This window comes from Streptomyces sp. NPDC002817 (assembly GCF_053592055.1).
On record NZ_JBSFUY010000024.1, the window covers coordinates 23,595 to 50,062 of the forward strand.

The 26,468-nt window shown below is 72.4% G+C and carries 21 protein-coding genes; 8 read left to right on the forward strand and 13 right to left on the reverse strand.

What is annotated here, in order from left to right; translation table 11 throughout:
* The first annotated feature begins 142 nt into the window (after window positions 1-142).
* Window positions 143-2,260: a glycogen debranching protein GlgX gene (gene glgX, locus ACWD3I_RS34065; RefSeq protein WP_365397711.1), complete on the forward strand. Its 2,118-nt coding sequence runs from the start codon at window positions 143-145 to the stop codon at window positions 2,258-2,260.
* Between the two features lie 24 nt (window positions 2,261-2,284).
* On the opposite strand, the gene ACWD3I_RS34070 is transcribed toward glgX, so the two are convergent.
* On the reverse strand, window positions 2,285-3,700 hold the full coding sequence (locus tag ACWD3I_RS34070) for an MFS transporter (RefSeq protein WP_365397709.1): 1,416 nt from the start codon (window positions 3,698-3,700) through the stop codon (window positions 2,285-2,287).
* Window positions 3,701-3,781: 81 nt separating this feature from the next.
* On the opposite strand from ACWD3I_RS34070, the gene treY reads away from it, so the two are divergent.
* Both treY and ACWD3I_RS34080 read left to right on the forward strand, forming a co-directional pair.
* The gene (treY, locus tag ACWD3I_RS34075; RefSeq protein ID WP_365397706.1) at window positions 3,782-6,142 is read left to right on the forward strand and encodes a malto-oligosyltrehalose synthase; all 2,361 of its coding nucleotides are present in this window, start codon (window positions 3,782-3,784) and stop codon (window positions 6,140-6,142) included.
* A gap of 361 nt (window positions 6,143-6,503) precedes the next feature.
* A complete protein-coding gene (locus ACWD3I_RS34080; RefSeq protein WP_365397703.1) occupies window positions 6,504-7,754 on the forward strand; it encodes a M14 family zinc carboxypeptidase in 1,251 nt (416 codons plus the stop codon).
* 22 nt (window positions 7,755-7,776) lie between these two features.
* Here ACWD3I_RS34080 and ACWD3I_RS34085 read toward each other — a convergent pair whose 3' ends face one another.
* The 3 genes from ACWD3I_RS34085 to ACWD3I_RS34095 all read right to left on the reverse strand — a co-directional run bounded on the left by ACWD3I_RS34085 (window position 7,777) and on the right by ACWD3I_RS34095 (window position 10,279).
* On the reverse strand, window positions 7,777-8,205 hold the full coding sequence (locus tag ACWD3I_RS34085; protein WP_365397700.1) for an SSI family serine proteinase inhibitor: 429 nt from the start codon (window positions 8,203-8,205) through the stop codon (window positions 7,777-7,779).
* Complete coding sequence (locus ACWD3I_RS34090) at window positions 8,202-9,566, reverse strand: M14 family zinc carboxypeptidase (RefSeq protein WP_365397697.1); 1,365 nt, start codon at window positions 9,564-9,566, stop codon at window positions 8,202-8,204. The genes ACWD3I_RS34085 and ACWD3I_RS34090 overlap by 4 nt, the downstream gene beginning before the upstream one ends.
* 161 nt (window positions 9,567-9,727) lie before the next feature.
* Window positions 9,728-10,279, reverse strand: coding sequence for an FHA domain-containing protein (locus tag ACWD3I_RS34095; protein ID WP_046260753.1), 552 nt, complete (start codon window positions 10,277-10,279; stop codon window positions 9,728-9,730).
* A 185-nt stretch (window positions 10,280-10,464) separates the two neighbouring features.
* Between ACWD3I_RS34095 and treZ the strand changes: the two genes are divergently transcribed.
* A complete protein-coding gene (gene treZ, locus ACWD3I_RS34100; RefSeq protein ID WP_365397693.1) occupies window positions 10,465-12,210 on the forward strand; it encodes a malto-oligosyltrehalose trehalohydrolase in 1,746 nt (581 codons plus the stop codon).
* Window positions 12,211-12,257: 47 nt separating this feature from the next.
* Here the strand turns inward: treZ and ACWD3I_RS34105 are convergent, their stop codons facing one another.
* The 3 genes from ACWD3I_RS34105 to ACWD3I_RS34115 all read right to left on the reverse strand — a co-directional run bounded on the left by ACWD3I_RS34105 (window position 12,258) and on the right by ACWD3I_RS34115 (window position 15,042).
* The gene (locus ACWD3I_RS34105; RefSeq protein ID WP_365397690.1) at window positions 12,258-13,193 is read right to left on the reverse strand and encodes an aminoglycoside phosphotransferase family protein; all 936 of its coding nucleotides are present in this window, start codon (window positions 13,191-13,193) and stop codon (window positions 12,258-12,260) included.
* Window positions 13,194-13,242: 49 nt separating this feature from the next.
* Window positions 13,243-14,370: an aminopeptidase P family protein gene (locus ACWD3I_RS34110; protein ID WP_365397687.1), complete on the reverse strand. Its 1,128-nt coding sequence runs from the start codon at window positions 14,368-14,370 to the stop codon at window positions 13,243-13,245.
* Window positions 14,371-14,508: 138 nt separating this feature from the next.
* Window positions 14,509-15,042, reverse strand: a complete 534-nt coding sequence (locus ACWD3I_RS34115) for a LysE family translocator (protein ID WP_365397684.1) — start codon at window positions 15,040-15,042, stop codon at window positions 14,509-14,511.
* Between the two features lie 137 nt (window positions 15,043-15,179).
* On the opposite strand from ACWD3I_RS34115, the gene ACWD3I_RS34120 reads away from it, so the two are divergent.
* Window positions 15,180-15,923 (forward strand): phosphodiesterase, encoded by a 744-nt coding sequence (locus ACWD3I_RS34120; protein ID WP_365397681.1) that lies wholly within the window; start codon window positions 15,180-15,182, stop codon window positions 15,921-15,923.
* Here the strand turns inward: ACWD3I_RS34120 and ACWD3I_RS34125 are convergent.
* Together ACWD3I_RS34125 and ACWD3I_RS34130 are read right to left on the reverse strand one after the other, a co-directional pair.
* On the reverse strand, window positions 15,916-16,500 hold the full coding sequence (locus ACWD3I_RS34125; protein ID WP_365397679.1) for a PDZ domain-containing protein: 585 nt from the start codon (window positions 16,498-16,500) through the stop codon (window positions 15,916-15,918). The genes ACWD3I_RS34120 and ACWD3I_RS34125 overlap by 8 nt on opposite strands.
* A gap of 183 nt (window positions 16,501-16,683) precedes the next feature.
* Window positions 16,684-17,544: a LysR family transcriptional regulator gene (locus ACWD3I_RS34130; protein WP_365397676.1), complete on the reverse strand. Its 861-nt coding sequence runs from the start codon at window positions 17,542-17,544 to the stop codon at window positions 16,684-16,686.
* A gap of 86 nt (window positions 17,545-17,630) precedes the next feature.
* Here ACWD3I_RS34130 and ACWD3I_RS34135 point away from each other — a divergent pair, with 86 nt between their 5' ends.
* Window positions 17,631-18,365 (forward strand): CTP synthase C-terminal region-related (seleno)protein, encoded by a 735-nt coding sequence (locus ACWD3I_RS34135; protein WP_365397673.1) that lies wholly within the window; start codon window positions 17,631-17,633, stop codon window positions 18,363-18,365.
* On the opposite strand, the gene phsA is transcribed toward ACWD3I_RS34135, so the two are convergent.
* Window positions 18,353-20,230 (reverse strand): O-aminophenol oxidase PhsA, encoded by a 1,878-nt coding sequence (gene phsA / locus ACWD3I_RS34140; RefSeq protein WP_365397670.1) that lies wholly within the window; start codon window positions 20,228-20,230, stop codon window positions 18,353-18,355. The two genes, ACWD3I_RS34135 and phsA, sit on opposite strands and share 13 nt — an antisense overlap.
* Before the next feature lie 165 nt (window positions 20,231-20,395).
* Here phsA and ACWD3I_RS34145 point away from each other — a divergent pair, with 165 nt between their 5' ends.
* A complete protein-coding gene (locus ACWD3I_RS34145) occupies window positions 20,396-21,202 on the forward strand; it encodes a hypothetical protein (RefSeq protein WP_365397667.1) in 807 nt (268 codons plus the stop codon).
* A 19-nt stretch (window positions 21,203-21,221) separates the two neighbouring features.
* On the opposite strand, the gene cyc2 is transcribed toward ACWD3I_RS34145, so the two are convergent.
* A complete protein-coding gene (cyc2, locus tag ACWD3I_RS34150; RefSeq protein WP_365397664.1) occupies window positions 21,222-23,384 on the reverse strand; it encodes a germacradienol/geosmin synthase Cyc2 in 2,163 nt (720 codons plus the stop codon).
* 168 nt (window positions 23,385-23,552) lie between these two features.
* On the opposite strand from cyc2, the gene ACWD3I_RS34155 reads away from it, so the two are divergent.
* Window positions 23,553-24,788 (forward strand): endonuclease/exonuclease/phosphatase family protein, encoded by a 1,236-nt coding sequence (locus tag ACWD3I_RS34155; protein WP_365397661.1) that lies wholly within the window; start codon window positions 23,553-23,555, stop codon window positions 24,786-24,788.
* Window positions 24,789-24,816: 28 nt separating this feature from the next.
* On the opposite strand, the gene ACWD3I_RS34160 is transcribed toward ACWD3I_RS34155, so the two are convergent.
* The gene (locus tag ACWD3I_RS34160; protein WP_365397658.1) at window positions 24,817-25,566 is read right to left on the reverse strand and encodes an ABC transporter ATP-binding protein; all 750 of its coding nucleotides are present in this window, start codon (window positions 25,564-25,566) and stop codon (window positions 24,817-24,819) included.
* A gap of 47 nt (window positions 25,567-25,613) precedes the next feature.
* The gene (locus tag ACWD3I_RS34165; protein ID WP_365397655.1) at window positions 25,614-26,417 is read right to left on the reverse strand and encodes an ABC transporter permease; all 804 of its coding nucleotides are present in this window, start codon (window positions 26,415-26,417) and stop codon (window positions 25,614-25,616) included.
* Window positions 26,418-26,468 lie beyond the last annotated feature (51 nt).

The window sequence follows — 26,468 nt, forward strand, 5'->3', positions numbered from 1 at the left end:
ATTGCCCCACAGGTCTGTGCACACCACGTATGCACCGGTCGATCGGTAAGAGGGGCGTAAGTCATAGGTGGTTCCATCACTTTCGGGGAGACTCAAGTCCAAGGCGCCCCGGCGGCGGGCACGAGCTGAAAGAGTCGTATCCATGCAGGTCTGGCCTGGAGAGGCGTATCCACTCGGTGCCACGTACGACGGCGCCGGCACCAACTTCGCGGTCTTCACCGAGGCCGCGGACCGAGTAGAGCTGTGTCTGCTGCACGACGACGGCTCGGAGACGGCGGTGGAGCTGCGGGAGAGCGACGCGTTCGTCCGGCACGCGTATCTGCCCGGCGTGATGCCGGGCCAGCGCTACGGATTCCGGGTGCACGGCCCGTACACCCCGGAGCGCGGACAGCGCTGCAACTCCGCGAAGCTGCTCCTCGACCCGTACGCGCGCGCGATCAGCGGGGCCATCCAGTGGGGCGAGGAGGTCTACGGCTACCACTTCGACTCGCCCGACAAGCGCAACGACCTCGACTCCGCCCCGCACACCATGAGCTCGGTCGTGGTCAACCCGTACTTCGACTGGGGCGACGACCGCCGTCCGCGCACCGACTACCACCACACGGTGATCTACGAGGCCCATGTGAAGGGCCTCACCATGCGCCACCCCGGCCTGCCCGAGGAACTGCGCGGCACCTACGCCGCCCTCGCGCACCCGGCGGTCATCGAGCACCTGACGGAACTGGGCGTCACCGCGCTGGAGCTGATGCCGGTCCACCAGTTCGTGAACGACCACCGGCTGGTCGACATGGGCCTGAACAACTACTGGGGCTACAACACCATCGGCTTCTTCGCCCCGCACAACGCGTACGCCTCCTGGGGCGACCGCGGCCAGCAGGTCCTGGAGTTCAAGTCGGCGGTCCGGGCGCTGCACGAGGCCAATATCGAGGTCATCCTCGACGTGGTCTACAACCACACCGCCGAGGGCAACCACCTGGGCCCGACGCTGTCCTTCCGCGGCCTGGACAACGCGTCGTACTACCGCCTCACCGACGATCCCCGCTACTACATGGACACCACGGGCACCGGCAACTCCCTGCTGATGCGGTCCCCGCACGTCCTCCAGCTGATCATGGACTCGCTGCGCTACTGGGTCACCGAGATGCATGTCGACGGCTTCCGCTTCGACCTCGCGGCGACCCTGGCCCGGCAGTTCCACGAGGTGGACCGGCTGTCGTCCTTCTTCGACCTGGTGCAGCAGGACCCGGTGGTCTCCCAGGTGAAGCTGATCGCCGAGCCGTGGGACGTCGGCGAGGGCGGCTATCAGGTGGGCAACTTCCCGCCGCTGTGGACCGAGTGGAACGGCAAGTACCGCGACACCGTGCGGGATCTGTGGCGCGGCGAGCGGCGCGCGGTCGCGGAGTTCGCGTCCCGGCTGACGGGCTCCTCCGACCTGTACCAGGACGACGGGCGGCGCCCGTTGGCCTCCATCAACTTCGTGACCTGCCACGACGGGTTCACGATGCACGACCTCGTCTCGTACAACGACAAGCACAACATGGCCAACGGCGAGGAGAACCGGGACGGCGAGAGCCACAACCGGTCCTGGAACTGCGGAGCCGAGGGCGAGACCGACGACCCGGACGTGCTGGAGCTGCGCGCCCGACAGATGCGGAACTTCATCGCCACCCTGATGCTGTCCCAGGGCGTGCCGATGCTCAGCCATGGCGACGAGTTCGCGCGCACGCAGCGCGGCAACAACAACGCCTACTGCCAGGACAGCGAGGTGGCGTGGGTCCGGTGGCCCGAGGAGGGCGAGGTCTTCGGCGATCTGCTGGCCTTCACGCGCGCGATGGTGTGGCTGCGCCGGGACCATCCGGTCTTCCGCAGGCGGCGCTTCTTCCACGGGCGGCTCGTGGAGGGCACCCATGACGAGCTGTCGGACATCGCCTGGTTCACCCACGAGGGCGAGGAGATGACCCAGCGGGACTGGGACCGGGCGCAGGCGTCGGCCATCTCGGTGTTCCTCAACGGCAACGCGATCTCCGAACCGGGCCCGCGCGGGGAGCGCATCGGCGACGACTCGTTCCTGCTGATGTTCAACCCCTCGCACCGGACGCTGGACTTCGTGGTGCCGGTCAACCACGGCCGGCAGTGGGAGGTCGTCGTCGACACCGCCCTCCCCGACGGCGCGCCGCCGGGCACGGGTCCCAAGGTGCGGGCCGGGGACCGGCTGACGCTGGTGGACCGGAGCATGACGGTGTTGCAGCGGCCGGTCTAGGAAGGTCCCGGTCCAGGTCTGGGTCTAGGGACTGCCGGTGGGCACGCGCGCGTGGAGGGTGCTTGCGGTGACTCGGTCGTACGACGTCGGCCTCGCCGTCAGCGCGATCGCGCAGGCGAGCGCGGCCGCCACGCTCGCCGCGCCGAACGCCGCGGCGGGGCCGTACGACTCGGCGAGTCGGCCCGTGCCGGCGATCGCGAGGGCCTGACCGCCGACCAGGGCGCTCGTCGCGAAGGCCATCGCCTCGGCGAGCCGCGTCGGCGGCACCGCCCGCTCGGTGAGCCCGAACACCGTGATGAGGTGCGGGGCGTAGGCGACACCGAGGACGGTGACGACCACGTAGAGGGTGGCCAGGCCGTCCGTCCACAGCAGGGGCAGGGAGAGCGCGAACGCGGCGGCCGTGGCGACCCGCCAGCGGGTCGCGAGCGGTATGCGCGCGGGAACGGCGGCCATGGACAGGCCCGCGACGGCGCTCATCACCCCCATGGCGGCGTACACGAGCCCCGCCTGGTCGGATTGGCCGAGGCGCTCGGTGAGCGCGGTGATGCCGGCCTGGCAGGCACCGAACATGGCGCCCTGGAGGGCGAGGGCGGCGCGCAGGGCGTGGACGGAGCGGGGCATGCGGGGACGGGCCGCGTCGGCGGGGGACGTCGGGACGGGTACGGACCGTTGCGTCGCCGACGTCGGGACGGGTACGGACCGTTGCGCCACCGGCGTCGGGACGGGTACGGACCGTTGCGTCGCCGACGTCGCGACGGGACCGTTTCGTCGTGCTGCGGACGTCGGGACGGAACCGGGGCGTTGAGCCGCGGGCGTATCGACGTGACCGGTCCGTCGCGTCGCCGTCGGATGCAGCGCGAAGCCGCTTCCGCACACGGCCACCGACACCGCGGCGCCGCCCAGTGCGTGGGCCGGGTGGGCCAGGACCGCGGCGAGGCCGACCAGGGCGGGGCCGAGGACGAAGGAGATCTCGTCCAGGGTGCTCTCGAAGGAGAGGGCGGTGGCGACCGTGGTGTCGGGGGCGTCCGCGCGGCGGGCCAGGGCGATCAGGCGGGCGCGGGCCAGGGGCCCGATCAGCGGCACGGTCGCACCCGCCGTCGCGCCGAGGACCGCGAGGAGCGGTGTGGACAGGCCGGCCAGTGCTCCGGCGACCAGCGCCGTGATCGCCAGGGCGTTGACGAGGGAGAGGACGAGCACGACCGTCCGCTGACCGTGCCGGTCGGCGAGCCGGCCCACCAGCGGACCGCAGGCCACCTGACCGAGCGCCAGCGCACCGCCGGTCAGCCCCGCGGCGGTCAGCGAGCCGCTGGTGCGGGCGACGAGCAGCACGCTGCCGAACTGGATGGTGGCCGTCGGCAGTCTGCCCAGGAAGGACACGACCGGCAGCAGTGGCCCGGTCAGACCGATGACCTCACGGTAGGTGCGTCCCAGGGTCCCCATCGCTCGAAGCTAGCCACGCGCGCGAGGGGACGTGCACAGGCCGATGACACGAAAGACGGTGGGGCGGGTACGTAGGTTTGCATGACACCTGAGCGACCCGACCCGGTGGTGCCGACCGCCACGTACCGGCTGCAGCTGCAGCCCGAGTTCCCCTTCGCCGCCGCGGCGGCCGCCGTGCCGTACCTGGCCACGCTCGGCGTCTCGCATCTGCACCTGTCCCCCGTCCTGGAGGCGGTCCCGGGCTCCGCGCACGGCTACGACGTCGTGGACCACGCGCGCGTACGGGCCGAACTGGGCGGCGAGGAGGGCCTGCGCGCGCTGGCCGTCACCGCGCGGGAGCACGGGCTCGGGCTGATCGTGGACATCGTGCCGAACCACATGGCCATGGCCCCGCGCCACAACCGGGCCCTGTGGGAGGTGCTCAGGGAGGGCCCCAAGTCGCCGTACGCGCGATGGTTCGACATCGACTGGGAGGCACAGGGCGGACAGGTGCTGCTGCCGGTCCTGGGCGGCCCGCTCGGCTCGGTCATCGGTGACCTGCGGGTCGACGGCGACGTCCTGCGCTACCACGACCACGCCTTCCCGTTGCGCGAGGGCACCGGGGAACTGCCGCTGCCGCGGCTCCTGGACGCCCAGTGGTACCGCCCGGTGTGGTGGCGGCTGGCCCGCACCGAGCTCAACTACCGGCGCTTCTTCAGCATCTCGGAGCTCATCGGGGTGCGGGTGGAGGACCCGGAGGTCTTCGAGGCCACCCACGCCAAGATCCTCCAGCTGCTCCACGAGGGCGTCGTCGACGGGCTGCGGATCGACCACCCCGACGGTCTCGCCGACCCCGACGCGTATCTGCGCAGGCTGCACGAGGCGACCGGCGGCCGCTGGACGGTGGTGGAGAAGATCCTGGCGGACGGCGAGCCGCTGCCGGCGTCCTGGCCGGTCGCGGGCACCACCGGGTACGACGCCCTGCGGCACATCGACGGCGTGCTCACGGACCCGGCCGGGTTCGGTGAACTCCTCGGCCAGTACCGGCGGTTCGCGGCTCCGCAGACGGACCGGGGCGGACAGTGGGAGGCGACGGTGCGGCGGGCGGCGTACAAGGTGCTCGCGCACGAGCTGGCCGCCGAGACCGAGCGGCTGACCCGGGTGGTGGTCCGGCTGTGCGCCACGTCCCCGGAGCCCGCGCTGCGCGACCGGGCGCCGTGGGCGCTGCGCACCGCCCTGCAGGAGCTGCTGGTCCGCATGGAGGTCTACCGGCCCTACGGCTCCGTCGACGCCGCCTCCGTCGTCACCGAGGAGGCCGCGGAGGAGGCCCGGCAGGCGTTCGTGGTGCCCGAGGAGGCCGGTGCGGTGGACGTGGTCCGCGCTCTGGTGCTGGGGCAGGCGGGTGAGGGGCCCGAGCACGTGGAGTTCGGGACCAGGTTCGCGCAGACCTCGTCGGCGCTGCGGGCCAAGTCCGTGGAGGACACGGCGTTCTACCGCTATGTGCCGCTGCTGTCGGCGACCGAGGTGGGTGGGAATCCGGGCGCACCCGCGGTGTCCCCGGACGACTTCCACGCGTACTGCGCGCGCGTGCAGCGCGACTGGCCGGCGACCGGCACGGCCGTGTCGACGCACGACACCAAGCGCAGCGCCGACGTACGGGCCGCGCTGGCCGTCCTCACCGAGTGCCCGCAGCGCTGGGCCGACGTCCTGGCCGAGGTGACCCGCACCGGCGAGGGGGTACCGGACGCGCAGGTGGCGTGGGCGGCCTGGCAGACGGTGTTCGGGCTCGGCCCGGCGGATGCGGAACGGGTGCAGCAGGCGCTGCTGAAGCATGTGCGTGAGGCCGGGCTGTACACGAGCTGGACGGAGCAGGAGCCGCCGTACGAGGAGGCGGTGGCGGCCTTTGTCGCGGCGGGGCCGTCCGGGGCGCCGGGCGAGCACGTGGCCGCCTTCCGGAGCGCGCTGGGGCCGTCCGTCCGGGCGAACATGCTCGGCACGGCGCTGCTCCACCTGACCATGCCGGGGGTGCCCGACATCTACCAGGGCACGGAGGCCGAGTACCGGGCCCTGGTGGATCCGGACAACCGCCGGCCCGTGCGGTTCCCGCCCGGGAAGCCCGGCGAGAAGGGCGCGCTCACCGCGGCGGCGCTGCACCTGCGCGCACGACGCCCGGCCGCGTTCGGCGACTCGGCGACGTACGCCCCGCTGACCGCCGAGGGCCCGGCGGCGGCCCACTGCCTGGCGTTCGCGCGCTCCAGGGATGTCGTCACCGCCGTGACCCGGCTGTCGCTGCGGCTGGCGGAGGCGGGCGGCTGGCGCGAGACCCGGTTGCCGCTGCCACCGGGCCGATGGGCCGATGTCCTTTCTCCGGGACGGGAGTTCACGGGGCACGTGCGCGTGGCGGAGCTCTTCGAGGGGCTGCCGGTGGCGTTGCTGGAGCGGGTGGAAGCGGAACGCGACTGAACCCGGACCCGCGAACTCACCTTGGGCGCGGGCATCTTCACCGCACGCCGTCGTACGGCCCGGCCCCCGGCTCGTGACCGCGTGCGCTCCCGGAGCCCGGGCCAGGCGTCCGGCGCGCGGTGACGGGCGGCGGCGCGCGCTCGATCGAGGCCGTGAACGGCCACCGGAAAGGGTCCGGACGTGCGCGTCGGCGTCCGGGCACCGCACCGTCCGACCCCGGCACCCCCGCTGGCACCAACGGCTCTTCCAGCTGGCGGTAAATGCATCTGGGCGCCCCCTGGAGGCGCCCCCGTCGCACGCTTGACACTTCACAGAGGGCGTGGGGTACTGCGGATTGCGAAGCCGGGCGGATGTGTCGGGGGTGAGTCTCCTGCCGGAGCTGCGCTACCCCACAGTGTCCGAAGTCATCACGTCCGCAAGGGCGTTGGCCGCTCGTCGGCCCGCTCTCTGCACCCTGCGCCAGATCGGCCGGTCCCGGGCGGGCAGACCCCTGCATCTGCTGTCCGTGGGACATGCCCGGCGTGCCGTGCTCGTCGTCGCGGGCGCCCACTCCAACGAGCCGACCGGCGGTGCGACCCTCCTCGATGTCGCCGAACGTGTGCTGAACGAAAGGGAGTTGAGGCTGGGAACGTCCTGGCACTTCCTGCTGTGCGCGGACCCCGACGGGGCGAGCCTGCACATCACGCCCGCACCGCGCAGCCTGTTCGACTACCACCTCGGCTTCTTCCGGCCCGCCGGCCACGAGCAGCCGGAGTGGTCCCCGGCGGTGCTGCCGCCGGACCGGCTGCCACCGGAGACCCGGGCCCTGACCGGTGTCATCGACGAGTTGCGCCCCTACCTCCAGGTCACCCTGCACGGCACCGACCTGGGCGGCAGCTGGGTGCAGTTGACGAAGGACATCCCGGGTCTCGCGGAGCCGTTCGCCAAGTCCGCGGCGGAGCTGAACATCCCGGTGGAGACGGGCGCCTCGGACGCCGCGGGCTGGCCCGCGTCCGGGCCCGGGGTGCATGTGATGCCCGCGCCGGGCGCGGGGGCGGCGTACCCGAGCATGCCGGACGACGCGCGCAACAGCACCTGGTACCACGCGCATCGGTACGGCGGGCTGACCGCGATCGTCGAGGTGCCGATGTGGGCGAGCGACCTGGTCGACGACCCGGCACCGCATCCGGCCCCGGCCGTGGCGCTGCGGCGCCTGGCGGGGCGGCTGCTGCAGGACGCGCGGCAGGTGGAGCGGGTGCTCGCCGACGCCACGCCGCGTCTGCCGGACGTCGAGGGGCCGCTGCTGCGGGCCTCCAAGTGGGGCCTGGAGCTGGTGCCGGGGCTGGCCGCGGACTGGATGCACACCCCGCCCGCCGACAACACGCGCGCGTACGTGGGCAGCGTGGACGCGTTCGCGCGCCGGCTGCCGCTGCGGGCGGCGTCGATGCTGCTGCGGGTGCTGCTGGAGCACGACGACCGTGCGGCGCCCCGTCTGGAGCGGTTGGTGGCGACCTGGAGCGAGGCCTTCGCGGACCGTTTCCGGGCCCGCTGGGTGCCGTTGGAGCACCAGATCGAGCACCAGTCCCGCACGGTGGTGGCGGCGGCGATCCACGCGCGCGCGAGGGCGGCCTGAGTCCCGCCGCCACCGGCCGGACTCAGGTGGCGAGGCCGTCGAGGGCGAACACCGATCCGGTCCGCCCGGCCATCACACAGCTGTTGGAGAAGGTCTCCGCGTAGTCGACCGGCCGCCCGTTCCACTGCCCCTGCGCGCGTGCGGTGACCGGGGCGTAGTTCATCGGGCAGTAGGTGTTCTTCGTCGGCAGGGCGGCGAGGTCGCCGGTCGCCGTCTCCAGTTCCGCGCAGGCCTCGGCCGCTTTCCCGTGTCCCTGGGGCGGGTCGCACAGCAGCAGGGTGCCGCGGGTGTCGCTGGACCGGGCTTCGCCCTTGGCGACCGTGAGGAAGAGCCAGTTGTCGGTGCGGAAGTCCTCGGGCGCCGCCTGCGCGGGGGCCGTGGTGGCGACGAGCAGGGCGGCCGCGGCGAGCAGAGTGCCTCGTAGCGCCTTCGATGCGGTGCAGTTCTTCATTCCAGATGCATCGGCACGGCGGCCTGGGATCCCCACCCCGACTCACCCGAACGGGAGCTCACGCGCGCGTGCCGCCCGGCCAGTTCGAAAACGGTCTGCACCACCCGCGCCTGGTACTCCACCTGGCGTGCGACGGGGATCCAGCGTGCCCCGCAGCCGTCGCGGTAGTCGGCGCACCACTCGTCGATGAGGCGGTCCAGCTCGGGCAGGGCATCGACCGGATCGGTCCCGGCGGCCCTCACGAGCTGGTGCAGCAGGCCGGCGGTGCGCAGCGTCAGGCGGCGGCCGGAGATCCGCAGGGCGGCCAGGTGTGCGGCGCTGAGGGGCGGCAGCGGATGGGAGCCGTCGTCGACATCGGGATCCCAGGAGTCCGCGATGCCGGGACAGACCAGTAAATAGTCGTCGACCGGTGCGAGCAGCCGCTCCGCGTCCGGGGCGGCGGTGACGAAGGGGCGGACGCGCGCGAAGAGGCGCTCCAGGCGCTGGGTGTCGTGGCGCAGGGTGCGGCTGACGCCGCGCAGTACGGCGGCCGCGTCGGTGGGCGGGGAGCCGTCCTCGACGGCGGTCACGCCCCACATGGGCGCCTCGACGATCGCGGTCACGGTGCCGTACCGGTGCGGGTGGTACCAGGTCGACTCGACGGCGGCCTCGGTGATGGCTGCGGCCAGGTCGCCCCGGCGCGGCGGCGGGATACGGAAGACGGCGGGCCCCAGGGTCGGCCAGTACAGGGTGTCGTACGGGCCGAGTTCGCGCGGGATGCCAAGACGGGCCGCGTGGTGGGCGACGCGGCCCGCGAGGCCCGGCAGGTCATGGGTCAGCTCGACGAAGCCGCCGCCCACGTCGACGCCGTGCAGGGAGCACTGGAGGAAGGGCCGCAGTTCGTCCTGGACGTCGAGCAGGGCGCGGGTCTCCGGCAGGGTGACGGCGTCGGCGCCGTCGGGCAGCCACTCGGGCTGTTCCAGGAAGCCGGGCCGGAAGAAGTTCCGGAAGTGCCGGCCGAGGGTGTACGGACCGTGCAGCCAGCCCTCGTTGCGGCGCAGACCGTCGGGGTCGAGGCTGAGCAGCAGATTCCAGGTGGCGTCGGCGCCCTCGGTGAGCAGGGGGTCGGCGAGGGCGCGTTCGGCGAGCCGCAGGACGGTGCCGCCGCCCACGGGTTCGTTGGCGTGCGGGCCGGCGACCACGAGGGCCTGGCGGGTGCCGTGGCCGACGGACAGCAGCCACAGCGGTGTGCCCGCGCGGGACGTGCCGACCGTGCGGAGTCTGGCGTCGCCGGGGTGGCGGGCGACGAGTGCGGACGCCCGGGCGCCCAACTCGTCGACGGTCGGGTAGCGGAGGAGTGGCGGCAGGGCACACCTCCACAAATATGGTGCCGTCGGTTCACCTGATGTGCATGGTGTACGCACAGTGAGTCACGACTTGTGGGGTACGTCAACACCGCAGTCGGCAAAGGGATCTGAGCTCTCGACAGGACGTAAACCCCAGGCCAGAGCTAAGGTTCGGCTCAGTTCACGGACGCCCCGGCTCAGTCGGCGGAGAGCCGGAACCACATCCGTCCGAAGCCGATCTGGTCGCCCTCACGGACCACCGCGGCCCCGATGACACGCCGCCCGTTCACCGTCGTGCCATTGGTCGAACCGAGGTCCCGCAGCACCCACATGCCGCCCTGCCGGCTCAGCTCGGCGTGCACCCGGGACACCGTCTCGTGGGTCAGCCTCAGTCCGTTGGCGGGGTCGCGGCCGATCCGCAGCGGGTATCCGTTGCCGGGGTGCGGCAGCAGCAACTTGGGCAGCCGCTCGGCCTGCCAGGCGCGGCGCAGCCGCTGGGTGAAGCCGGAGACCGCCTCCACGGAGCCGAACACCAGCCGGGAGAAACGCCCTTCCGAGGGCAAGTCGGCGGTGAGCGCCGCGAGTTCGTCCGAGCGGCGGGCGGCGAGCGCCAGCTCCATGCGCCGGATGAACGTGTCGTGCGACAGCCGACCCATCGCGACGCCGTCACGGAGCACGTTCAGCGCCTTGTCGCGCTCCGCGTCGGAGAGCCGCGCGGGGTACGTGTTGAACTCGAAGGACGACGTCACGTTCGTGATTGTCGGGCAGTGAACGCCGGGTGTCCAGAAAACGTGAGAACAGCCGCCACGCGCGTGCACCTGACGCCACCTGCCACGACACCCGCCGCAAAAGGGAAGATTCAAAAGCGGCTCGGTCCTGTTTGAAGCACCATGGAAGGGCTACATCACGGTGAACAGACGAAGGGGAACCGTCCGTGCAGTTCGAGGTGTGGGCACCGCAGGCCGACCGTGTGACGCTCCAGTGCGACGGCGCCACGCGCGCGTTGGAACGCGATCCGGAACGGACCGGATGGTGGCGAGGTGAGGCGGAGGCGCAGGACGGCTCCCGGTACGGCTTCGCGCTGGACGACGGCCCCGTGCTGCCGGACCCGCGCTCGCGCCGGCAACCCGACGGCCCGGACGGGTTGAGCGCGCTCGTCGACCAGGGGCGGTACACCTGGCGCACGGAGTGGGCCGGACGGCCGCTGCCGGGCGCGGTCCTGTACGAGCTGCACGTGGGCACGTACACGCGTGAGGGCACCCTGGAGGCGGCCGCCGAGCGCCTCGGGCACCTCGTCGAACTCGGCGTCACCCACGTCGAGTTGATGCCCCTGTGCCCCTTCCCCGGCCGGCACGGCTGGGGGTACGAGGGCGTCTCGCTGTGGGCCGTGCACGAGCCGTACGGCGGGCCCGAGGGGCTGAAACGGTTCGTCGACCGGGCGCACGAGCTCGGTCTCGGGGTGGTCCTGGACGTCGTGCACAACCATCTGGGGCCGTCGGGCAATTACCTGCCCGCGTTCGGGCCGTACTTCACCGACACCCACCACACACCGTGGGGTTCCGCGGTGAATCTGGACGCGCCCGGGTCGGACGAGGTGCGGGCGTATCTGCTCGGCAGTGCGCTGGCGTGGCTGCGGGACTACCGGATCGACGGGCTGCGCCTGGACGCGGTGCACGCGCTGGCGGACACGCGCGCGTTCCACTTCCTGGAGGAGCTGTCGACCGCAGTGGACACGCTCGCCGCCGAGGCGGGCCGGCCGCTGTTCCTGATCGCCGAGTCCGACCTGAACGACCCGCGGCTGATCACCTCCCGCGCGGAGGGCGGATTCGGGCTGCACGCGCAGTGGAACGACGACTTCCATCACTGCCTGCACACCGCGCTGACCGGCGAGTCCCAGGGCTACTACGCCGACTTCGGCCGCGCCCCCCTCGCCGCGCTGGCGAAGACGCTCACCGGCGGGTACTTCCACGACGGCACGCACTCGGGTTTCCGGGGCCGCCGGCACGGGCGTCCGCTGGACCGTTCGCGGGTGGCCGGGCACCGGCTGCTCGGCTACAGCCAGACCCACGACCAGGTGGGCAACCGCGCCCAGGGCGACAGGCTCGCGGCGTCCCTCTCCCCCGGTCTGCTGGCCTGCGCGGCGGCGCTGACGCTGACCGCTCCGTTCACGCCGATGCTGTTCATGGGCGAGGAGTGGGCGGCGGGGACGCCCTGGCAGTTCTTCACCGACCACACCGATCCCGAGCTGGCGGAGGCCGTACGGCGGGGCAGGCGGCGGGAGTTCGCCGAACACGGCTGGAAGGAGGAGGACGTGCCCGATCCGCAGGACCCGGCGACCCGGGACCGCTCCTGCCTCGACTGGTCCGAGCCCGCACGCGAGCCCCACGCGCGCGTACTGGACTGGTACCGCCGGCTCCTCGCACTGCGCCACGAACAGGCCGACCTCACCGACCCGGACCTCGCCGACACGAAGGTGGCGTACGACGAGCGGGGGCGCTGGCTGGCCTTCCGGCGCGGGGACGTGCGGGTGGCGGTGAATCTGGCCGAGGAACCCGCCGCGATCCCTCTGGGGCCGCGGCAGGCACGTGTACTGGCCGCCTGGGAGCCCGTGGAGGGGCCCGGCGCGGACGGGGTGCTGCATGTGCCCGGGGAGTCGTGCGTGGTGCTTCTGCAGGAGTGAGGGCCGTGATGGTGAGGGGTCCGGCACGGCTCAGTGGCCCGGCACGGCTACTCCTCCTCGTCGCCCTCCCGCAGCTCCGTCACCCGCTCCAGCAGGATCGCCTCCCAGGCGTGCCGCAGCTGCACCCGTAGCTCCGGGAGCGGTGTGGCGCCGCGGCCCTCCAGGCGTTCGGCGAGGCGGACGACCGCGTCGCAGCGGGCGAGCCACAGACCGCGCAGGCAGGGGCGGGCGCCGTAGCCGGCGAGGGTGGCGGCCCGGACGGCGGCGGGGGAACCGACGGCGAGGGCGAGCCCCGCGATGTCCTCGGCGGGGTCGCCGACGATCGCCTCGGCCCAGCCGAGCACACCGCGTACCCGGCCGTCGGCGCTGACCACGAGGTGGTCGCCGGTGAGCCCGTGGTGGACGAGGACGGCCGTGCCGGGCTGGGCGGCGAGCTGGACGGCGGCCGCCGAGGTGAGCTGGTGGAGGCGACCCGGGTCGAACTCGTCTGCGGCACCGAGGAGTTGGGCGAAGCGTTCGGCGGCTCGGCGCAGTGCCTCCAGGGAGCGCGGGGCGGTGCGCGGAACGCCGAGGGTCTCGGCCTGCCGGACGGGCACCTCGCGCAGACCGGTGAGCAGCGCGGCCAGGTCTGCCTCGCCGACGGCGGAGACGTCGTGCTCGCGCGCCGAGCCGCCGGGGAGCAGGGCGTCGAGCGTGTAGGTCAGCCCTGGCGTCCACTCGCCGTGGGCCACGCTCGTCGGTACGGCGGCCGGGACATGCGGGCGGACGAGGTCGCGCAGCCGCAGTTCGCGGCGCTGGCGCAGGGCGGCCTCGCGGTCGGGGGCCAGGCGCAGCACATGGCGGGTGCCGACCCACCAGGTGGCGGGCTCGGCGCTCTCGGCGACGGGCCGGACCTCGGGTCCGGCGCCGGCCGAGGCGTCCTTGAGGAGGGAACGGATCAGCCGGCGGACGGTGTCCGCGGTGGGTGTCGGTGCCTGGGTCATGGTCGCGCCGTAGTCACTCGGGGGGTGTGCCGGGGCTCCTGATGGCTGCTCAGTCCACTATGACCATGTCGCGGGTCGTGTCGTTGAGGCGGCGGCCGCCGTCCACGGTGACCGTGACGATGTCCTCGATGCGCACCCCGAAGCGTCCCGGCAGATAGACGCCGGGCTCGACGGAGAAGCACATGCCGGGGACGAGGGGCTGCTGTTCGCCCTCGATCATGTACGGCGGTTCGTGGGTGGTGACGCCGATGCCGTGGCCGGTGCGGTGGATGAAGTACTCGCCGTACCCGGCGTCGGCGATGACCTTGCGGGCCGCCCGGTCGACCTCCTGGCAGGCGATGCCGGGGCGCACCGCGCGGAAGCCGGCCTCCTGGGCCTCGCGCACGAGGTCGTGGACCCGGCGTTCCTCGTCGGTGGGTTCGCCGACGTGGACGGTGCGGGAGGTGTCGGAGCCGTAGCCGTCCTTGAGGCCGCCGAAGTCGAGGACGACCATGTCGCCGCGCTCGATGACCCGGTCGCCGACCTCGTGGTGCGGGTTGGCGCCGTTCGGGCCCGAGGCGACGATGGTGAAGTCGACCTGGGAGTGTCCGAAGCGGCGCAGCAGAGCGGCGAGGTCGGCGGCGACCTCGGACTCCCGGCGACCGCCGAAGGGAACCTTGCGGATCTCCTCGAACGTCGCGTCGGCGGCCGCTCCCGCGGCCGCCAGCAGCTCCAGCTCCGCCGTGTCCTTGACGGCCCGCAGCATCGGCAGGGCGTCGGTGAGGGAGGCGTACGAGGTGCCGGGGAGCGTCTTCTGCAGGTTCAGCAGGTGCATCGCCCAGGTGTTGTCGCTGACGCCGAACCGGCCGCCGGAGTCCAGGAGGGCGGCGGTGGCGGCGTAGGGGTCCTTGCCGTCGGTCCAGTCGCGCAGGGTCAGCGCGGGCGCGCCGGTGGCGTGGGCGGCGTCCGGGGCCTCCAGGGCGGGGACGACGAGGACGGGGTCCTGGCCGGCGGCGAGGACCAGCAGGGTGAGCCGTTCGGTGATCGCGGTCGGGGTGTAGCCGGTGAGCCAGACCAGGTCAGGGCCGGGTGCCACGAGGATTCCGGCGAGTCCGGCGTCGGCGGCCGCCCGGGCGGCGCGCTCCATGCGGGCCCGGTAGTCGTCGGCGGTGAAGGGCGCGAGCGTACTGCCGGTCATCCGGGCCTCCCTGGGCGGACGAAGGGACAACGAGGGCTACGGGCAGCATCCTGCCCGGACAGCGGGGGCCGCGCGAGCCGGTTCGCGGTGTTTTCCGAGGATGCGGCGGGTGTGTGCGGGGGCCTGTCGGCCATGGCGTCAGTTCTCCAGGGCCAGGCGGACACCGAGCAGGAGCAGCACGCCTCCGGAGACCTGCTCCAGGCGCCGGCGTACTCCGGCACGGGACAGCACGGTGCGCATCCGGCCGACGAACCACACGTACAGGCCGTAGTAGCCGACCTCGTAGACGGCCCGGAGCGCGGCGAGTCCCACCGTCGTGGGCAGGTGCGGGGCACCTTCCGGCACGAACAGCGGCAGGAAGGACATGGCCAAGACGGCCGCCTTGGGGTTGGCCAGGTTGAGCAGCAGCCCGCCACGGCAGGCGGCCCAGCCGCTCTTCTCACCGCCCGCCCAGCCCTCGTCGGCCCGGCCCGCCGTGCTCCGGCGGGACTGCCGCAGCGCCTGGACGCCGAAGGCGACGAGGACGAACACGCCGGTCTCGTTGCCGAGCACGGTCAGAAAGCCGGAGCGTCTGCTGCGCAGCGACTGCTTGATGATCAGTACGGTGCTCGGTCCGGGTGAGGCCGCGACGAGTGTGCGGGCCCCGAGGAAGGCGATGAGGGTGCTCGGCATGGGGCTCGTCGTGGCCCGCGTCGCGGCAGCCGCCCACTGGTCTTCTCGCCTTAACGGTTATGGATTGCTCAAGCATTAAGCCTAATGCTTAGATTCGCGTACGCCATTAGAGTCGATCTCAGGGGAGGCATCCGACCGTGCTCGTACTCGCGCACATCAGCGATCTGCATCTGGACGGAAGCGAACGGGCCACGGAGCGCGCGGAGCGGGTGCGCGACCGGCTGTGGGACCTGCCGGGGCGGGTGGACGCCCTGCTGGTGACGGGGGACATCGCGGACCACGGCGCGGAGGCGGAGTACGAGGAGGTCGCGCGGATCCTGGGCGACGCACCGTTCCCGGTGCTGACCTGCCCGGGCAACCACGACAGCCGCGCCCCGTACCGCAAGGCCCTCTTGGGGCTGCCGGCGACGGACGGGCCGGTCAACAGCGTGCGGGGCTTCGACGACGCCGCGGTACTGATGTGCGACTCCAGCGTCCCGGGGAAGGACGAAGGGGCCCTGGAGGAGGAGACGTACGACTGGATCGAGGCGACACTGGACGGACTCGGCCGGGAACGGCGCGCGCTGCTCGCCTTCCACCACCCGCCGGCGGCGCTGCATCACCCGATGCCGGACTCGTACCCGTTGCGGGAGCCCGACCGGCTGGCCGCGCTGCTCGAGCGCCGCCCCGAGATCGCCGGGATCATCACCGGTCACGCCCATACGCCCGCCGCGACCACCTTCGCCGGGCGGCCGCTGGTGGTCGGCCCGGGGGTGACGTGGACGCTGCGGATGCCCTGGGAGGGCGAGCGGATCGCGGACCGGGACGCGCCGGTCGGGTTCGCGTTCCACATCCTCGACGACGCGGGGCGGCTCACCAGCCACTTCCGGGTGGTCATGTGACGATGCCGGGCACGGCGGTCAACTGCTGGTATCCGCCGCTCTGATGACGGACCGTCAACTTGATCTCCTTGCCGGGGCGGGTGCCGGCGACGACGCGGGCGAGGTCGGCGGCCGAGTCGACGCGGGCCTTGCCGACCTGGAGGAGTACGTCGCCCCGGACCAGGCCCGCCGTGAAGCCGGGGCCCGGCACATGCACGCCGACGATCAGGGCGCCCGCCTTCTCGGCGTCGACGGCCTCCACGCCGAGGGCGGCCGTGGGCGGGGCCGGCGCGGGGGCGGGCGACGCGGAGGACGGCGAGGGCGACGACGGGGCGGAGCGGGTCGAGACGGGCGGGGTGCGCTCCATCTGCCGCTGCATCTCGGCGAGTCTGCTCATGCCGATCACCGTGGCGCCGACCGTGCCGAGGCCGACGCCGGACAGGACCAGGACCGCTCCGACGAACAGCCCCAGCAGCAGGGTCCGCAGCCTTCGGCCGCGGCGGGGCGCGGCGTGCGGATGCCGGGCGGCACGGGGTCTGCTGCCGCCGCCGGGCTCCTGGCCGGGCATCGGCTTCGGACGCAACGCGGTCTGTTCCATGGCTTGCCTCCGGCTGGGGGCACCGCCCACGCCCTTGAGGCAGTGGGGGAACGGGGTCGCTCCCGGCTGGTGCTCTACCCGGGACAGCGGCGCCGGACGAGCCACGAACGAGTGAGACTGACTGGCGGTCAAGAACGGGAAGCCATGGGTGTTCGGGCCGATCGACAATACGCACGTTCGAGCTCAACCTGACAGCACGTCCGCCAGCGCCGCCGCCGCTCCCCGCAGCACCCCCGCGTGGACCAGTTCGGTGCGATGGACGACTCGCGGCTCGGTGACCGGAACCGCGACCGTGCCGGGAACTCCCGTCGCCGCCGAGCGGGGCAGCAGGGTCAGGCCCCGCCCCGCCGCGGCCAGGGCGGTGAGGGTCCGGACGTCCGTGCCGTCGTAGCGCAGTGCGGGGCGGAACCCGTGGCCGCCGTTGGCCGCGCGGAGATGGGTCAGGGGCAGGCCGGCGTCGGGGGCGTCCAGCCAGCGGGCGTCGGCGAGGTCGGCGATGCGCAGGCCGGGGCGGCGCGCGAGCGGATGCGTGTCGGGCAGCAGCACGCACACGGGCTCCTCGCCTGCGCCGCGCGTGGTCAGCGGCGCCACGTCGGGCAGCCGCAGCGGGTCGCTGGGGGCGGCCAGGCCGTCGACCAGGCCCAGGTCCGCGGTACCGGTGGCGACGGCCACGGGAACGGCCTCGCGGGCGAGCACCCGCAGGGTCACGCCCGCGGCCGGAAGCGCGGCCAGGACATGGGCCCCGAGCGCGGTAGGGGCGGCGGCGAGGGCCAGCCCGTGCTCGGGCGCGGCAGCCATCCGTACGACGTCCGCGCGGGCCGCGTCCAGACGCAGCAGCAGTGGGCCCGCGTGTTCGAGGAGCCGCTCGCCGGCCGCCGTGGGCAGGACGGGACGGCGGGTCAGCAGCGGGGCGCCCAGGTCCTGTTCGAGGGCCTGGATGTGCTGGGACACGGCCGACTGGGTGTAGCCCAGCTCGCGGGCGGCCTCGGAGAAGGAGGCGAGGCGGGCGACGGTGACATAGGTGCGCAGGAGGTGCGGGTCCATGCCCCCAGGGTCCCATCAGCTCTGCTTATCGGGAGTGCAGAAATCATCGTTGGACGCGATCCGGTGTCCGCGCCCAGGATGAGGCCATGACGAACTCAGCAGCCGTGACCGCCCGGATCGCCCTGGTCGGCGACCGCTCCCCCAGCGTCGTGTCCCACACCCGCATCCCCCTTCTGATGGACTCGCTCGCCGAACGCGACCGGATCGTCCTCGACGCCTACTGGATCCCGTCCGAGGACGCCGAGACGGAAGGCGCCGTCAGCGGGTTCGACGCGGTGTGGGTGGTGCCGGGCAGTCCGTACCGCAGCGAGGAGGGCGTGCTCGCGGCGATCCGCACCGCGCGCGTGGAGGGCATTCCGTTCCTCGGTACGTGCGCCGGGTTCCAGCACGCGCTGCTGGAGTACGCCCGTGACGTGTGCGGCCTCGTGCGCGTGGCGCACGCCGAGACCGACCCCGACGCCGAGGACCTGCTCATCGAGCCGCTGGCCTGTTCCCTCGTCGGCCACGAGGGCGTGGTCACCATCGAGCCGGGCTCGCTCGCCCAGTCCGTGATCGGATCGGAGCGCACGGTCGAGCGCTACTTCTGCGCCTACGGCGCGTCCCGCCACCTCGACACGCTGCGCGCGCACGGACTGCGCTTCTCCGGGTACGACGAGGACGGAAACGTCCGGATCGCCGAACTGCCGGGCCACCCCTTCTTCCTGGCCTCACTGTTCCAGCCCGAGCTGGCCGGCGACGGCTCGCGCCCGCACCCGATGGTCCGGGCGCTGGCGCGAGCCGCGGTGGAGCACGCCGTGCGGTACCGGGCTCAGCCGGTGTGACCCTCCCCGTGCCCGCCGTGGTGACCGCCGCCGTGGTCGAACTTCAGGGCCTCGGGCGGCATGACGACGAAGGGCCGCATCATGCCCATGTCCTCGTGCTCCAGGAAGTGGCAGTGGTACATGAACCGGCCGTACGCCCCGTCGAACCTGCCCATGATGCGCAGCATCTGGTTGCCCGGGACCCGGTAGACGTCCTTGTAGCCCAGTTCGTTGGGCGCCGGCGGAATCGTCCTGGTCGGGTCGTACGCGATCGGGGTGCGGGTGCCGCCCGCCGTCGGGTCGAAGCCCGTCACCACGTACGGGTCCCGTCCGAGCGCCTGGAAGTCGGCCAGGTGGATGTGCATCGGGTGCGGAATCGGCGCGAGGTTGAGGAAGCTCCACTGTTCGTGGCTGCCCTCGGCGATGGTGAAGCCCAGGCCGTCGTTGAAGGTCCGGGCCGTGCGCCGGTAGGTCTTCGTGGTGCCGTCCGGACCGGTGACCTGGATGATCCCCTCGGCGGGGAACCGGATACCGCTCGCGTCCTCGACCTCGGCCGTCTCCCAGATCTCCGGGTGTCCGCCGCCGCCCTTGGTGCCGGGCGGCGTGAGCACGATCAGCCGGTGGCCGTGCGCCACGTCGTGCGTCATCCGGCGGAAGGAACCCGAGAGCATCTCCGGCAGCTCGAAGGTGTCGGTCTCGCAGGACTCACGGACCCGGAACTCCATGACCGCCGGGTAGCGCACATCGCCCACCGGGTCGGGCACGCCCACGGGCTGGTTGGGACCCTTGTTGACCAGCCGGAGACTGCGGCCCGCGAGGCCCCGGAAGTCGACCAGCAGGTCGAAGCGCTCGGCCGGGGCGGCGGTCAGGGTGGGCAGCGCGCCGTCGAAGTCGATCGGCACGGGCCTCGGCAGCAGCCCGCCGTCGCTGCCGATCTGCTGCACGATGCCCGGCACCGGGTTGTCGTCCTCGTCCACCAGGACCAGGTCGTAGATCCGCGCGTTCGACGCGTTCACCAGGCGGAAGCGGTACCAGGCGTCGTCCACGTCGGCGTACGGCCAGATGCGGCCGTTGACCGTGGTGTACGGGCCGAGGAACGGTGTCGTGACCGGCTTGCCCGTCTCCGGGTGGGACGGGTTCACCACGATCGTCTTGTGCAGCAGCCGGCCGTTGAGGAGGCCGTCCTCGTCGGTGTCGAGGTTGCGGTCGGCGAGCAGGAGCGGGATCTCCCGCTCCCCGTAGGGGAGATGGAGCGCGTCCTCCTCCTCGTCACGGACCAGGTAGGTGCCGTACAGGCCCGCCATCACGTTCCACCGCGTGATGTTCATGGCGTGGTCGTGGTACCACCACTGGACCGCCTGGTGGTCGTTGGGGTACTCGGAGAGCTGGGCGTCGCCGAAGCCCACGGCGTTGTCCGCCCAGCCGTCGTTGCCACCGCCCGTCTGGGCGCCGTGCAGATGGGTCACCGACCAGGCCGGCAGGGCGGCCACGTCCGCGTCGGGCTTGACGCCGCCGCGGCCGGGTTCGGTGCTGGCGGGCGGGGTGCCCGCCGGGCGGACCGGCACCTCGACGGCGGTGACCGGATATTCGCTGCCTTTGGGAACGTGGTTGGTCCAGGCGATGCGGAGCCGCTGTCCGCGCCGCACCTCGATGGTCGGGCCGGGCACCAGTCCCTCGTACCCCCACATCAGGGTCGGCGGCAGTTGCGGATGCAGCCGGACCCAGGTCGGCTGCAGGGCGATCTCCGTCTCACGCAGCACATCGCCGGTGGCGGGCCGCAGGACGGGCGGGACGGGCAACGGCGCGACATACGGCGCCAGTTCGCCCGGCACCGCACTCCGCTCCCCCTTGTCGCTCTCCGTGATCCTCTCGATGATGTCGGTCAAGGTCGAACACCCCCGTGTGTTCTGCGGTCTTGAGTCCCTCACCCCGGAAGACTCCTGGCGCATCGCCGAAGTTCCCTGAATATCCCGTTCCGCACGAGAAGGTCCGAAAATCACGTATGGACGCGCGAACTCCCGTTGACAGTGGCGGCTGTTACGTTCAGTGACATGTCTGATCACGCTCTTCGGCTCCTGCGCGAGAACCCCCGGCTGGCCGCGCTGGCCGAGTTCCCGTTCGACTTCTCCCTCGACCGGGCGGAGTACGGCCATGGGGAGCCGGTCCGCCTCGTCTCCGGCGGCTCCCTGGAGGTCGTGGCCGGGGACGCCGGGGGCGGTACGTACTTCGTGTGCGAGGACGGCTCGGTGCTGTACGCCGACTCCGAGGGCTCGGCCGGGCTCGTCGGCTCCGGCTTCGACGAGGCGTTCGAGATCCTGATCGGCCTGGGAGGCGAGGACGATCTGGACGAGGAAGAGGAGGAGGAGTACGGCTATGAGGCCGCGCGGGCCGAACTGCGGGCCGCGCTGGGCTTTCCGGAGCGCTCCCGCGAGGAGCTCGAAGCGCTGCTGGCCGCCGCGCAGGCGCGTACCTGGCCCGACTTCCTGCTGCTCAACGCCGAGGAGGGGTGCGCCTACGAGCTCATCGGCCCGCCCCCGCCCCCGCTGTGGGAGCGCGTGCCGGTGCCCGACGGCTTCGAGGGCGACCCGGCCTCGGAGCCGCTGTACACCTGGACGGACCTGGCCCTGGCTCAGGGCCGCACCAACCTCGCCCGTGCGGCGCTCATCCAGCGGTTCGACGCGATCCACCTGGACCAGGGCCTGCTGCGGCGGGCGGACGACCCCACCCGGCTCGACACGGCCGAACTGACGCTGCTCGCTGCCCACTTGGAGCGCGTCGGCGAGCCGCTCCCGGCGGAGCGCGCCCGGCGTCTGCACGCGGCGCTGCGGGAGACGCCGGACGGCTCCGGGACACCGTGACGGAGCCCGGAGCGTCAGGTCAGCCGACGAGCGGCAGGGTCAGGGCCGGCGGCCGGTCCGGCAGGAAGCCGTGGGAGCGGCGGGACAGGTACTCGGCCTTGTAGCGGTCGACGGTGCGGTGCCAGTGCAGGATGCCCGCCATCCAGTTCCGGAGGTCGGTGACATAGTTGCCCATGATCTCGCGCACCTCGTCCGAAAGGCCGAAGTCGTCGTAGACGATGGGCAGTTCATGCGCGGCGACGTGCTGGAACTGCTGCATGCGCTGGGTCATCAGGTCGTGGACGACGTCGAGCGCGGTCGGGTAGTCGACGCCGAAGAAGTTCTGCACGACGAGGATCGCGTTGTGGACCTCGCCCTCGTACTCGATCTCCTTCTGGTACGAGAAGACGTCGTTGATGAGCATGCCGTAGTCGATGGCCGCGTTCTCCAGCGAGCGGACCGGGCCGCTGCGGTAGACCTCCGGCGGGACGGCGGGGCCGTGGCCCGTCCGGCACATGCTCAGGGTGAGGTCGGAGCCGAAGGTGGCGCGGCGCATCTCCAGGTAGTCGACCGGGTCGGGGATCCGGTTCTGGAGCTGGTTGGAGAGCTCCCAGACCCAGCTCTCGGTCATCACGTTCACGGAGTCCTTGAAGGAGCGGCGCTGGTCCGGCGTCATCTCCGCCGTCGTGCGCGGCCACAGGTCGATCAGGCCGCGCTCCATGCCGTTCAGGGGCGCCGGGACCTGCTCGCCCGCCACGGGCATGCAGTCCGACAGCCGCTGGGTGATCAGCCGGGCGGCGGCGAGGTCACGGCGGTGGCCGAAGACGAGCGGGTAGTAGTCGTCGCCGTACGTCCCCCAGGCGAGCCACTGGGCGCTGAGGTCGAGGGCCTCCGGCGTCGCGTCCGGGTCGAGGCCCGCCGAGCACAGCGGCAGGTCGGCCGCGGCCAGCCGGTCCTCGTCCCAGACGCCCTCCTGGAGCATGCCCATCCGGTGCATCCACTCGGTGAGCCGGGGGCGGGCGGCGGGCAGATGCGGGCTGAGCTCGACCTGGAAGGGCATGAAGAAGTCGGGGAGGCGGGAAGGACCGACCTTCTGGTACGGGACATGCGTGTACGCGCGCAGCCGTTCCGCACCGGCCGAGGCGAGCAGGGCGCCGATGTCGGCGGCGGAGGTGCCGGGGCCGGTGAGTCCGTGCCAGGGCGAGGTGGAGGTGGCGCCCTCGTTCATGTAGCGGCTGGAGCGCAGGTGCCACTCGTGGCCGCCGGACTGCCAGTCCTGAAGTCCCTTGGTGTAGGCGGCGACCGCGGCGATGTCGCCCGGGGCGAGACCTTTCTCCAGGGCGAGCGCGGGCACCTCGGTGAGGGCGGTGTGCTCGAACTGGTGGAGCCGGGAGGTGAGGATGTCGTTGACGGTGTCGGCGGCCTGCTGGGTGGTGCAGCCGAAGAAGGTCTCCAGGACCAGCACGCCGTTGCTGTTCTCGCCCTCGTCCTCGACCTCCCGCTGGTAGGAGAAGAGGTCGTTGCGCAGGTGGACGGCGTCGGAGAACGTCTCCATCAGGACCCTGAGCGGCCTCGACTCCGCGACGGACACCGGGACTTCGGCGGTCGCGTACTCGACGAGCCCCGACGACCAGGGGGCGCCGCCCACCTTGCGGCGCATCTCGATGTACTCGACGGGGTTGGCGATGCGCCCCTCGTTGATGTTGGACAGTTCCCACAGGGACTCGTTGAGGAGATGCTCGGTGGCGACGGCGAAGCGGCGGCGCCAGTCGGCCGACATGGCGGGCACGGTCCGTGTCCACAGGTCGGCGAGGCCCGCCTCGACGGGGTTCTCCGGCTCGGGCATCGGCGTGGCGAGGTCCATCGGCATGAACAGCGGCAGCCGGTCGAGGTAGGCCTTGCCGCCGGCGCGGTCCTGGGTCCGTTTGAAGATCTCCAGGAAGTGGTCGTCGAAGAAGAAGACCCACACGTACCAGTCGGTGATCAGCGAGAGGGCGGGGCCGTCGCAGTCGGGGTGGGTGTAGGCGCAGAGCAGACCGTAGTCATGGGCGTCGAGGTCGGACTGCTCCCAGACCCCGGATCCCTCCAGCATGCCCATGTCGCGTGCCCACCGGCCCGAGTGGGCGCGTGCCTCCTCGACGTGCGGGTTCAGCCGCGCGGGATACGGCATGTAGAAGTGCGGGAGTTCGAAGGGCTGCGTCATGGGCGGGGCCCTACCCAGGCCCTTCCGGGGGCATCCGCGGCGCGGCACATGATCACACCATCGCGTGAATCGGGGCTGAACTCGGGAGTTCTCGACGGGTCTTGTGGCGTTCATCTCTACGCGCGCAGACTTCACCCGTTCACGTGTCCCCTCCTCACCGGAGTCCCGATGAACCACGACCACAGAGCCTTCTCCCGCCGGACCGCGCTCGCCGCCGTCGCCGGCGCGGCACTCGCCGGGTCCACCGCGGTCCCCGCGTCGGCGACCGGCCGCCGGACCGTCCGTTTCGCCACGTTCAACGCGTCCCTGAACCGCGGCACCCAAGGCGCGCTCGTCACCGACCTGTCCACCCCGGACGACGTCCAGGCGCGCAACGCCGCCGAGACGATCCAGCGGGTCGACCCGGACGTGCTGCTGATCAACGAGTTCGACCACGACGACACCGGTACGGCGGCCCGGCTGTTCCTGCGGAACTACCTCGCCGTCGGCCAGAGCGGGGCGGCCCCGATCGGCTTCCCGTACCGGTTCACCGGGCCCGTCAACACGGGCGTCGCCTCCGGCGTGGACCTCGACGGGCGCAACGGCGCGGTCACCACGCCGGGTTCGGACGCGTACGGCCAGGACGCCTTCGGGTACGGCTGGTTCCCTGGGCAGTACGGCATGCTCGTGCTCTCCAAGTACCCGATCGACGCCCGCGCGGTGCGTACCTTCCAGCACTTCCTGTGGAAGGACATGCCGGGTCATGTGATGCCGCCGGGCTACTACAGCGACGAGGCCCGCGCGATCCTCCGGCTGTCCTCCAAGAGTCACTGGGACGTGCCGGTGCGCGTCGGACACTCCACCGTGCACTTCCTGGTCTCCCATCCGACACCCCCCACTTTCGACGGACCCGAGGACCGCAACGGCCGGCGCAACCACGACGAGATCCGTCTGTGGGCCGACTACATCTCCGGGCCCCGCCGCGGCTCCTACCTGTACGACGACAAGGGGCGGCGCGGTGGTCTGCGGCCGGGGTCGCGGTTCGTGATCGCGGGCGACCTCAACGCGGACCCGTTCGACGGGGACAGTTACGACCACGCCGTACGGCAGTTGCTGGAGCACCCGGCGATCCGGCTGCCCGCCGCACCGCCGGCCAGTGCGGGAGGGGTGGAGGCGGCGCGGTTGCAGGGCGGTGCCAACGCCTCGCACCTCGGGAACCCGGCGTACGACACGTCCGACTTCAACGACAACGCGCCCGGGAATCTGCGGGTCGACCACGTCCTGCCGTCCAAGGGCCTAGAGCCGTCGGGGAACGGGGTGTTCTGGCCGACGCCGGACGATCCGCTCTACCGGCTGGTCGGGGGCGGGACGAATGTGCCGACCTCGGACCACCGGCTGGTGTGGCAGGACGTACGGGTGGCCTGACCGGGCGGCCGGGATCCCCGCCGCCCCGCTAGGTGCCCCGTACCGCCCGCCCCACCTCCGCTCTGAGCGCCACGAACTCCGGGAGTGCCCGGGTCCCGATCTGCTGCCGCTTGCCCGGCAGTGCGACGGGCAGGTCGAGGACGATGCGGGAGCCGGGGCCCGGGGACAGGACGACGACGCGGTCGCCGACGTAGACGCTCTCGTCGATGTCGTGGGTGACGAACACGATGGTCGTGCCGTCGGTGCGGTGCACCTCCAGGAGGAGGTCCTCCAGGTCCTCGCGGGTCTGGGCGTCCAGGGAGCCGAAGGGTTCGTCCATGAGCAGCAGCGAGGGACGGCAGACCAGGGCGCGGGCGATGGCGACGCGCTGCTGCATGCCGCCGGAGAGCTGCCAGGGATGGCGTCCGGCGGCGCCGTCGAGGCCGACGCGTTCCAGGATGCCTTCGGCCTCGGCGCGGCGCTCGGCCCGGCCGAGGCCGCGGCGGCGCAGTGGGAGGGCGACGTTGTCGCGGACGGTGAGCCAGGGGTAGAGGGAGCGGCCGTAGTCCTGGAAGACGACCGCGAGCCGGTCGGGCACGCCGGTGACGGGGGTGCCGTCGACGGTGATCTCGCCCTCCCGGACGGGCAGCAGTCCGGCGACGGTGCGCAGAAGGGTGGACTTGCCGCAGCCGGAGGGGCCGACCACGCACAGGAGTTGGCCGTCGGGGACGGTGAGGGTGAGGTCGGTGAGGACCGGGTGGTCGCCGTAGTACTGGCCGACCGCGTCGAGGCGGAGCATGTGCGTGTGTCACCTGGCCCGGGGGTCGTGGGGTGGCTCGGTACGGGTCATGCGGTGCTCCTCCCGCTGCCGACGAGGCGTTTCTCGACCGCGAGCAGGCCGGTGTTGAGCAGGTAGCCGAGGGCACCGAGCAGGACCAGGGCCGCCCATACGGTGAGCAGGTCGGAGCGGGTCTGGGCGTCGGTGAGGGTGAAGCCGATGCCGTTGGCGGTGCCCGGGAGCAGCTCCGAGAAGACCATGAGGATGAGGGAGAGCGAAAGGCTCAGTCTGAGGCCCGCGAAGATGCGGGGCAGCGCGGAGGGGAGGATGAGGAAACAGAGCCGTTCGACGGGGTTCAGACGGAGCACGGCGGCGACGTCGAGGCGCAGCGGGTCGGTGTTGCGGGCGCCTTCGGCGGTGTTGATGAGGACCGGCCAGACGGCGCTGAAGGCGATCGACGCGATCTGCATCGGCGTACCGAAGTCGAGGACCACGACGAAGACCGGGACCAGCGCGGGGGGCGGGACGGCGCGTGCGAACTGCAGGACGGGGTTGCACAGGGCGTATGCGCGCCGCGAGCGGCCGACCGCGACGCCGAGCGCGATCCCGGCGACGGCGGCGAGCCCGAACCCGGCGCCCATCCGGCCGAGGCTGGGCAGGATGTCGGCGACGGCGGCCTCGGAGAGGAACACATGGCGGACGGGGCCGGAGAACCACAGCTCGTGGGCGTGGCGTGCGATACGGCCGGGGGGCGGGAAGTAGACGCTGCCGTGCGCCCGGGCGGCCACCTCCCAGAGGGCCACGGCGACGGCGAGGACGAGCCAGCGCAGGAGAGCGTGACGCAGGCCGGTCGGGGGGCGCCTGCGTGGCACCGCTTTCGAGGACCGGGGCTCGGCCGTCCCGCCCGGTGGCCTCCGGCGGGT

Coding starts and splice junctions, on each gene's coding strand:
- glgX (WP_365397711.1), top strand. CDS start 143: ATGCAGGTCTGGCCTGGAGAGGCGTATCCACTCGGTGCCACGTACGAC.
- ACWD3I_RS34070 (WP_365397709.1), bottom strand. CDS start 3,700: ATGGGGACCCTGGGACGCACCTACCGTGAGGTCATCGGTCTGACCGGG.
- treY (WP_365397706.1), top strand. CDS start 3,782: ATGACACCTGAGCGACCCGACCCGGTGGTGCCGACCGCCACGTACCGG.
- ACWD3I_RS34085 (WP_365397700.1), bottom strand. CDS start 8,205: ATGAAGAACTGCACCGCATCGAAGGCGCTACGAGGCACTCTGCTCGCC.
- ACWD3I_RS34105 (WP_365397690.1), bottom strand. CDS start 13,193: ATGACCCAGGCACCGACACCCACCGCGGACACCGTCCGCCGGCTGATC.
- ACWD3I_RS34110 (WP_365397687.1), bottom strand. CDS start 14,370: ATGACCGGCAGTACGCTCGCGCCCTTCACCGCCGACGACTACCGGGCC.
- ACWD3I_RS34115 (WP_365397684.1), bottom strand. CDS start 15,042: ATGCCGAGCACCCTCATCGCCTTCCTCGGGGCCCGCACACTCGTCGCG.
- ACWD3I_RS34125 (WP_365397679.1), bottom strand. CDS start 16,500: ATGGAACAGACCGCGTTGCGTCCGAAGCCGATGCCCGGCCAGGAGCCC.
- ACWD3I_RS34130 (WP_365397676.1), bottom strand. CDS start 17,544: ATGGACCCGCACCTCCTGCGCACCTATGTCACCGTCGCCCGCCTCGCC.
- ACWD3I_RS34135 (WP_365397673.1), top strand. CDS start 17,631: ATGACGAACTCAGCAGCCGTGACCGCCCGGATCGCCCTGGTCGGCGAC.
- ACWD3I_RS34145 (WP_365397667.1), top strand. CDS start 20,396: ATGTCTGATCACGCTCTTCGGCTCCTGCGCGAGAACCCCCGGCTGGCC.
- cyc2 (WP_365397664.1), bottom strand. CDS start 23,384: ATGACGCAGCCCTTCGAACTCCCGCACTTCTACATGCCGTATCCCGCG.
- ACWD3I_RS34155 (WP_365397661.1), top strand. CDS start 23,553: ATGAACCACGACCACAGAGCCTTCTCCCGCCGGACCGCGCTCGCCGCC.
- ACWD3I_RS34160 (WP_365397658.1), bottom strand. CDS start 25,566: ATGCTCCGCCTCGACGCGGTCGGCCAGTACTACGGCGACCACCCGGTC.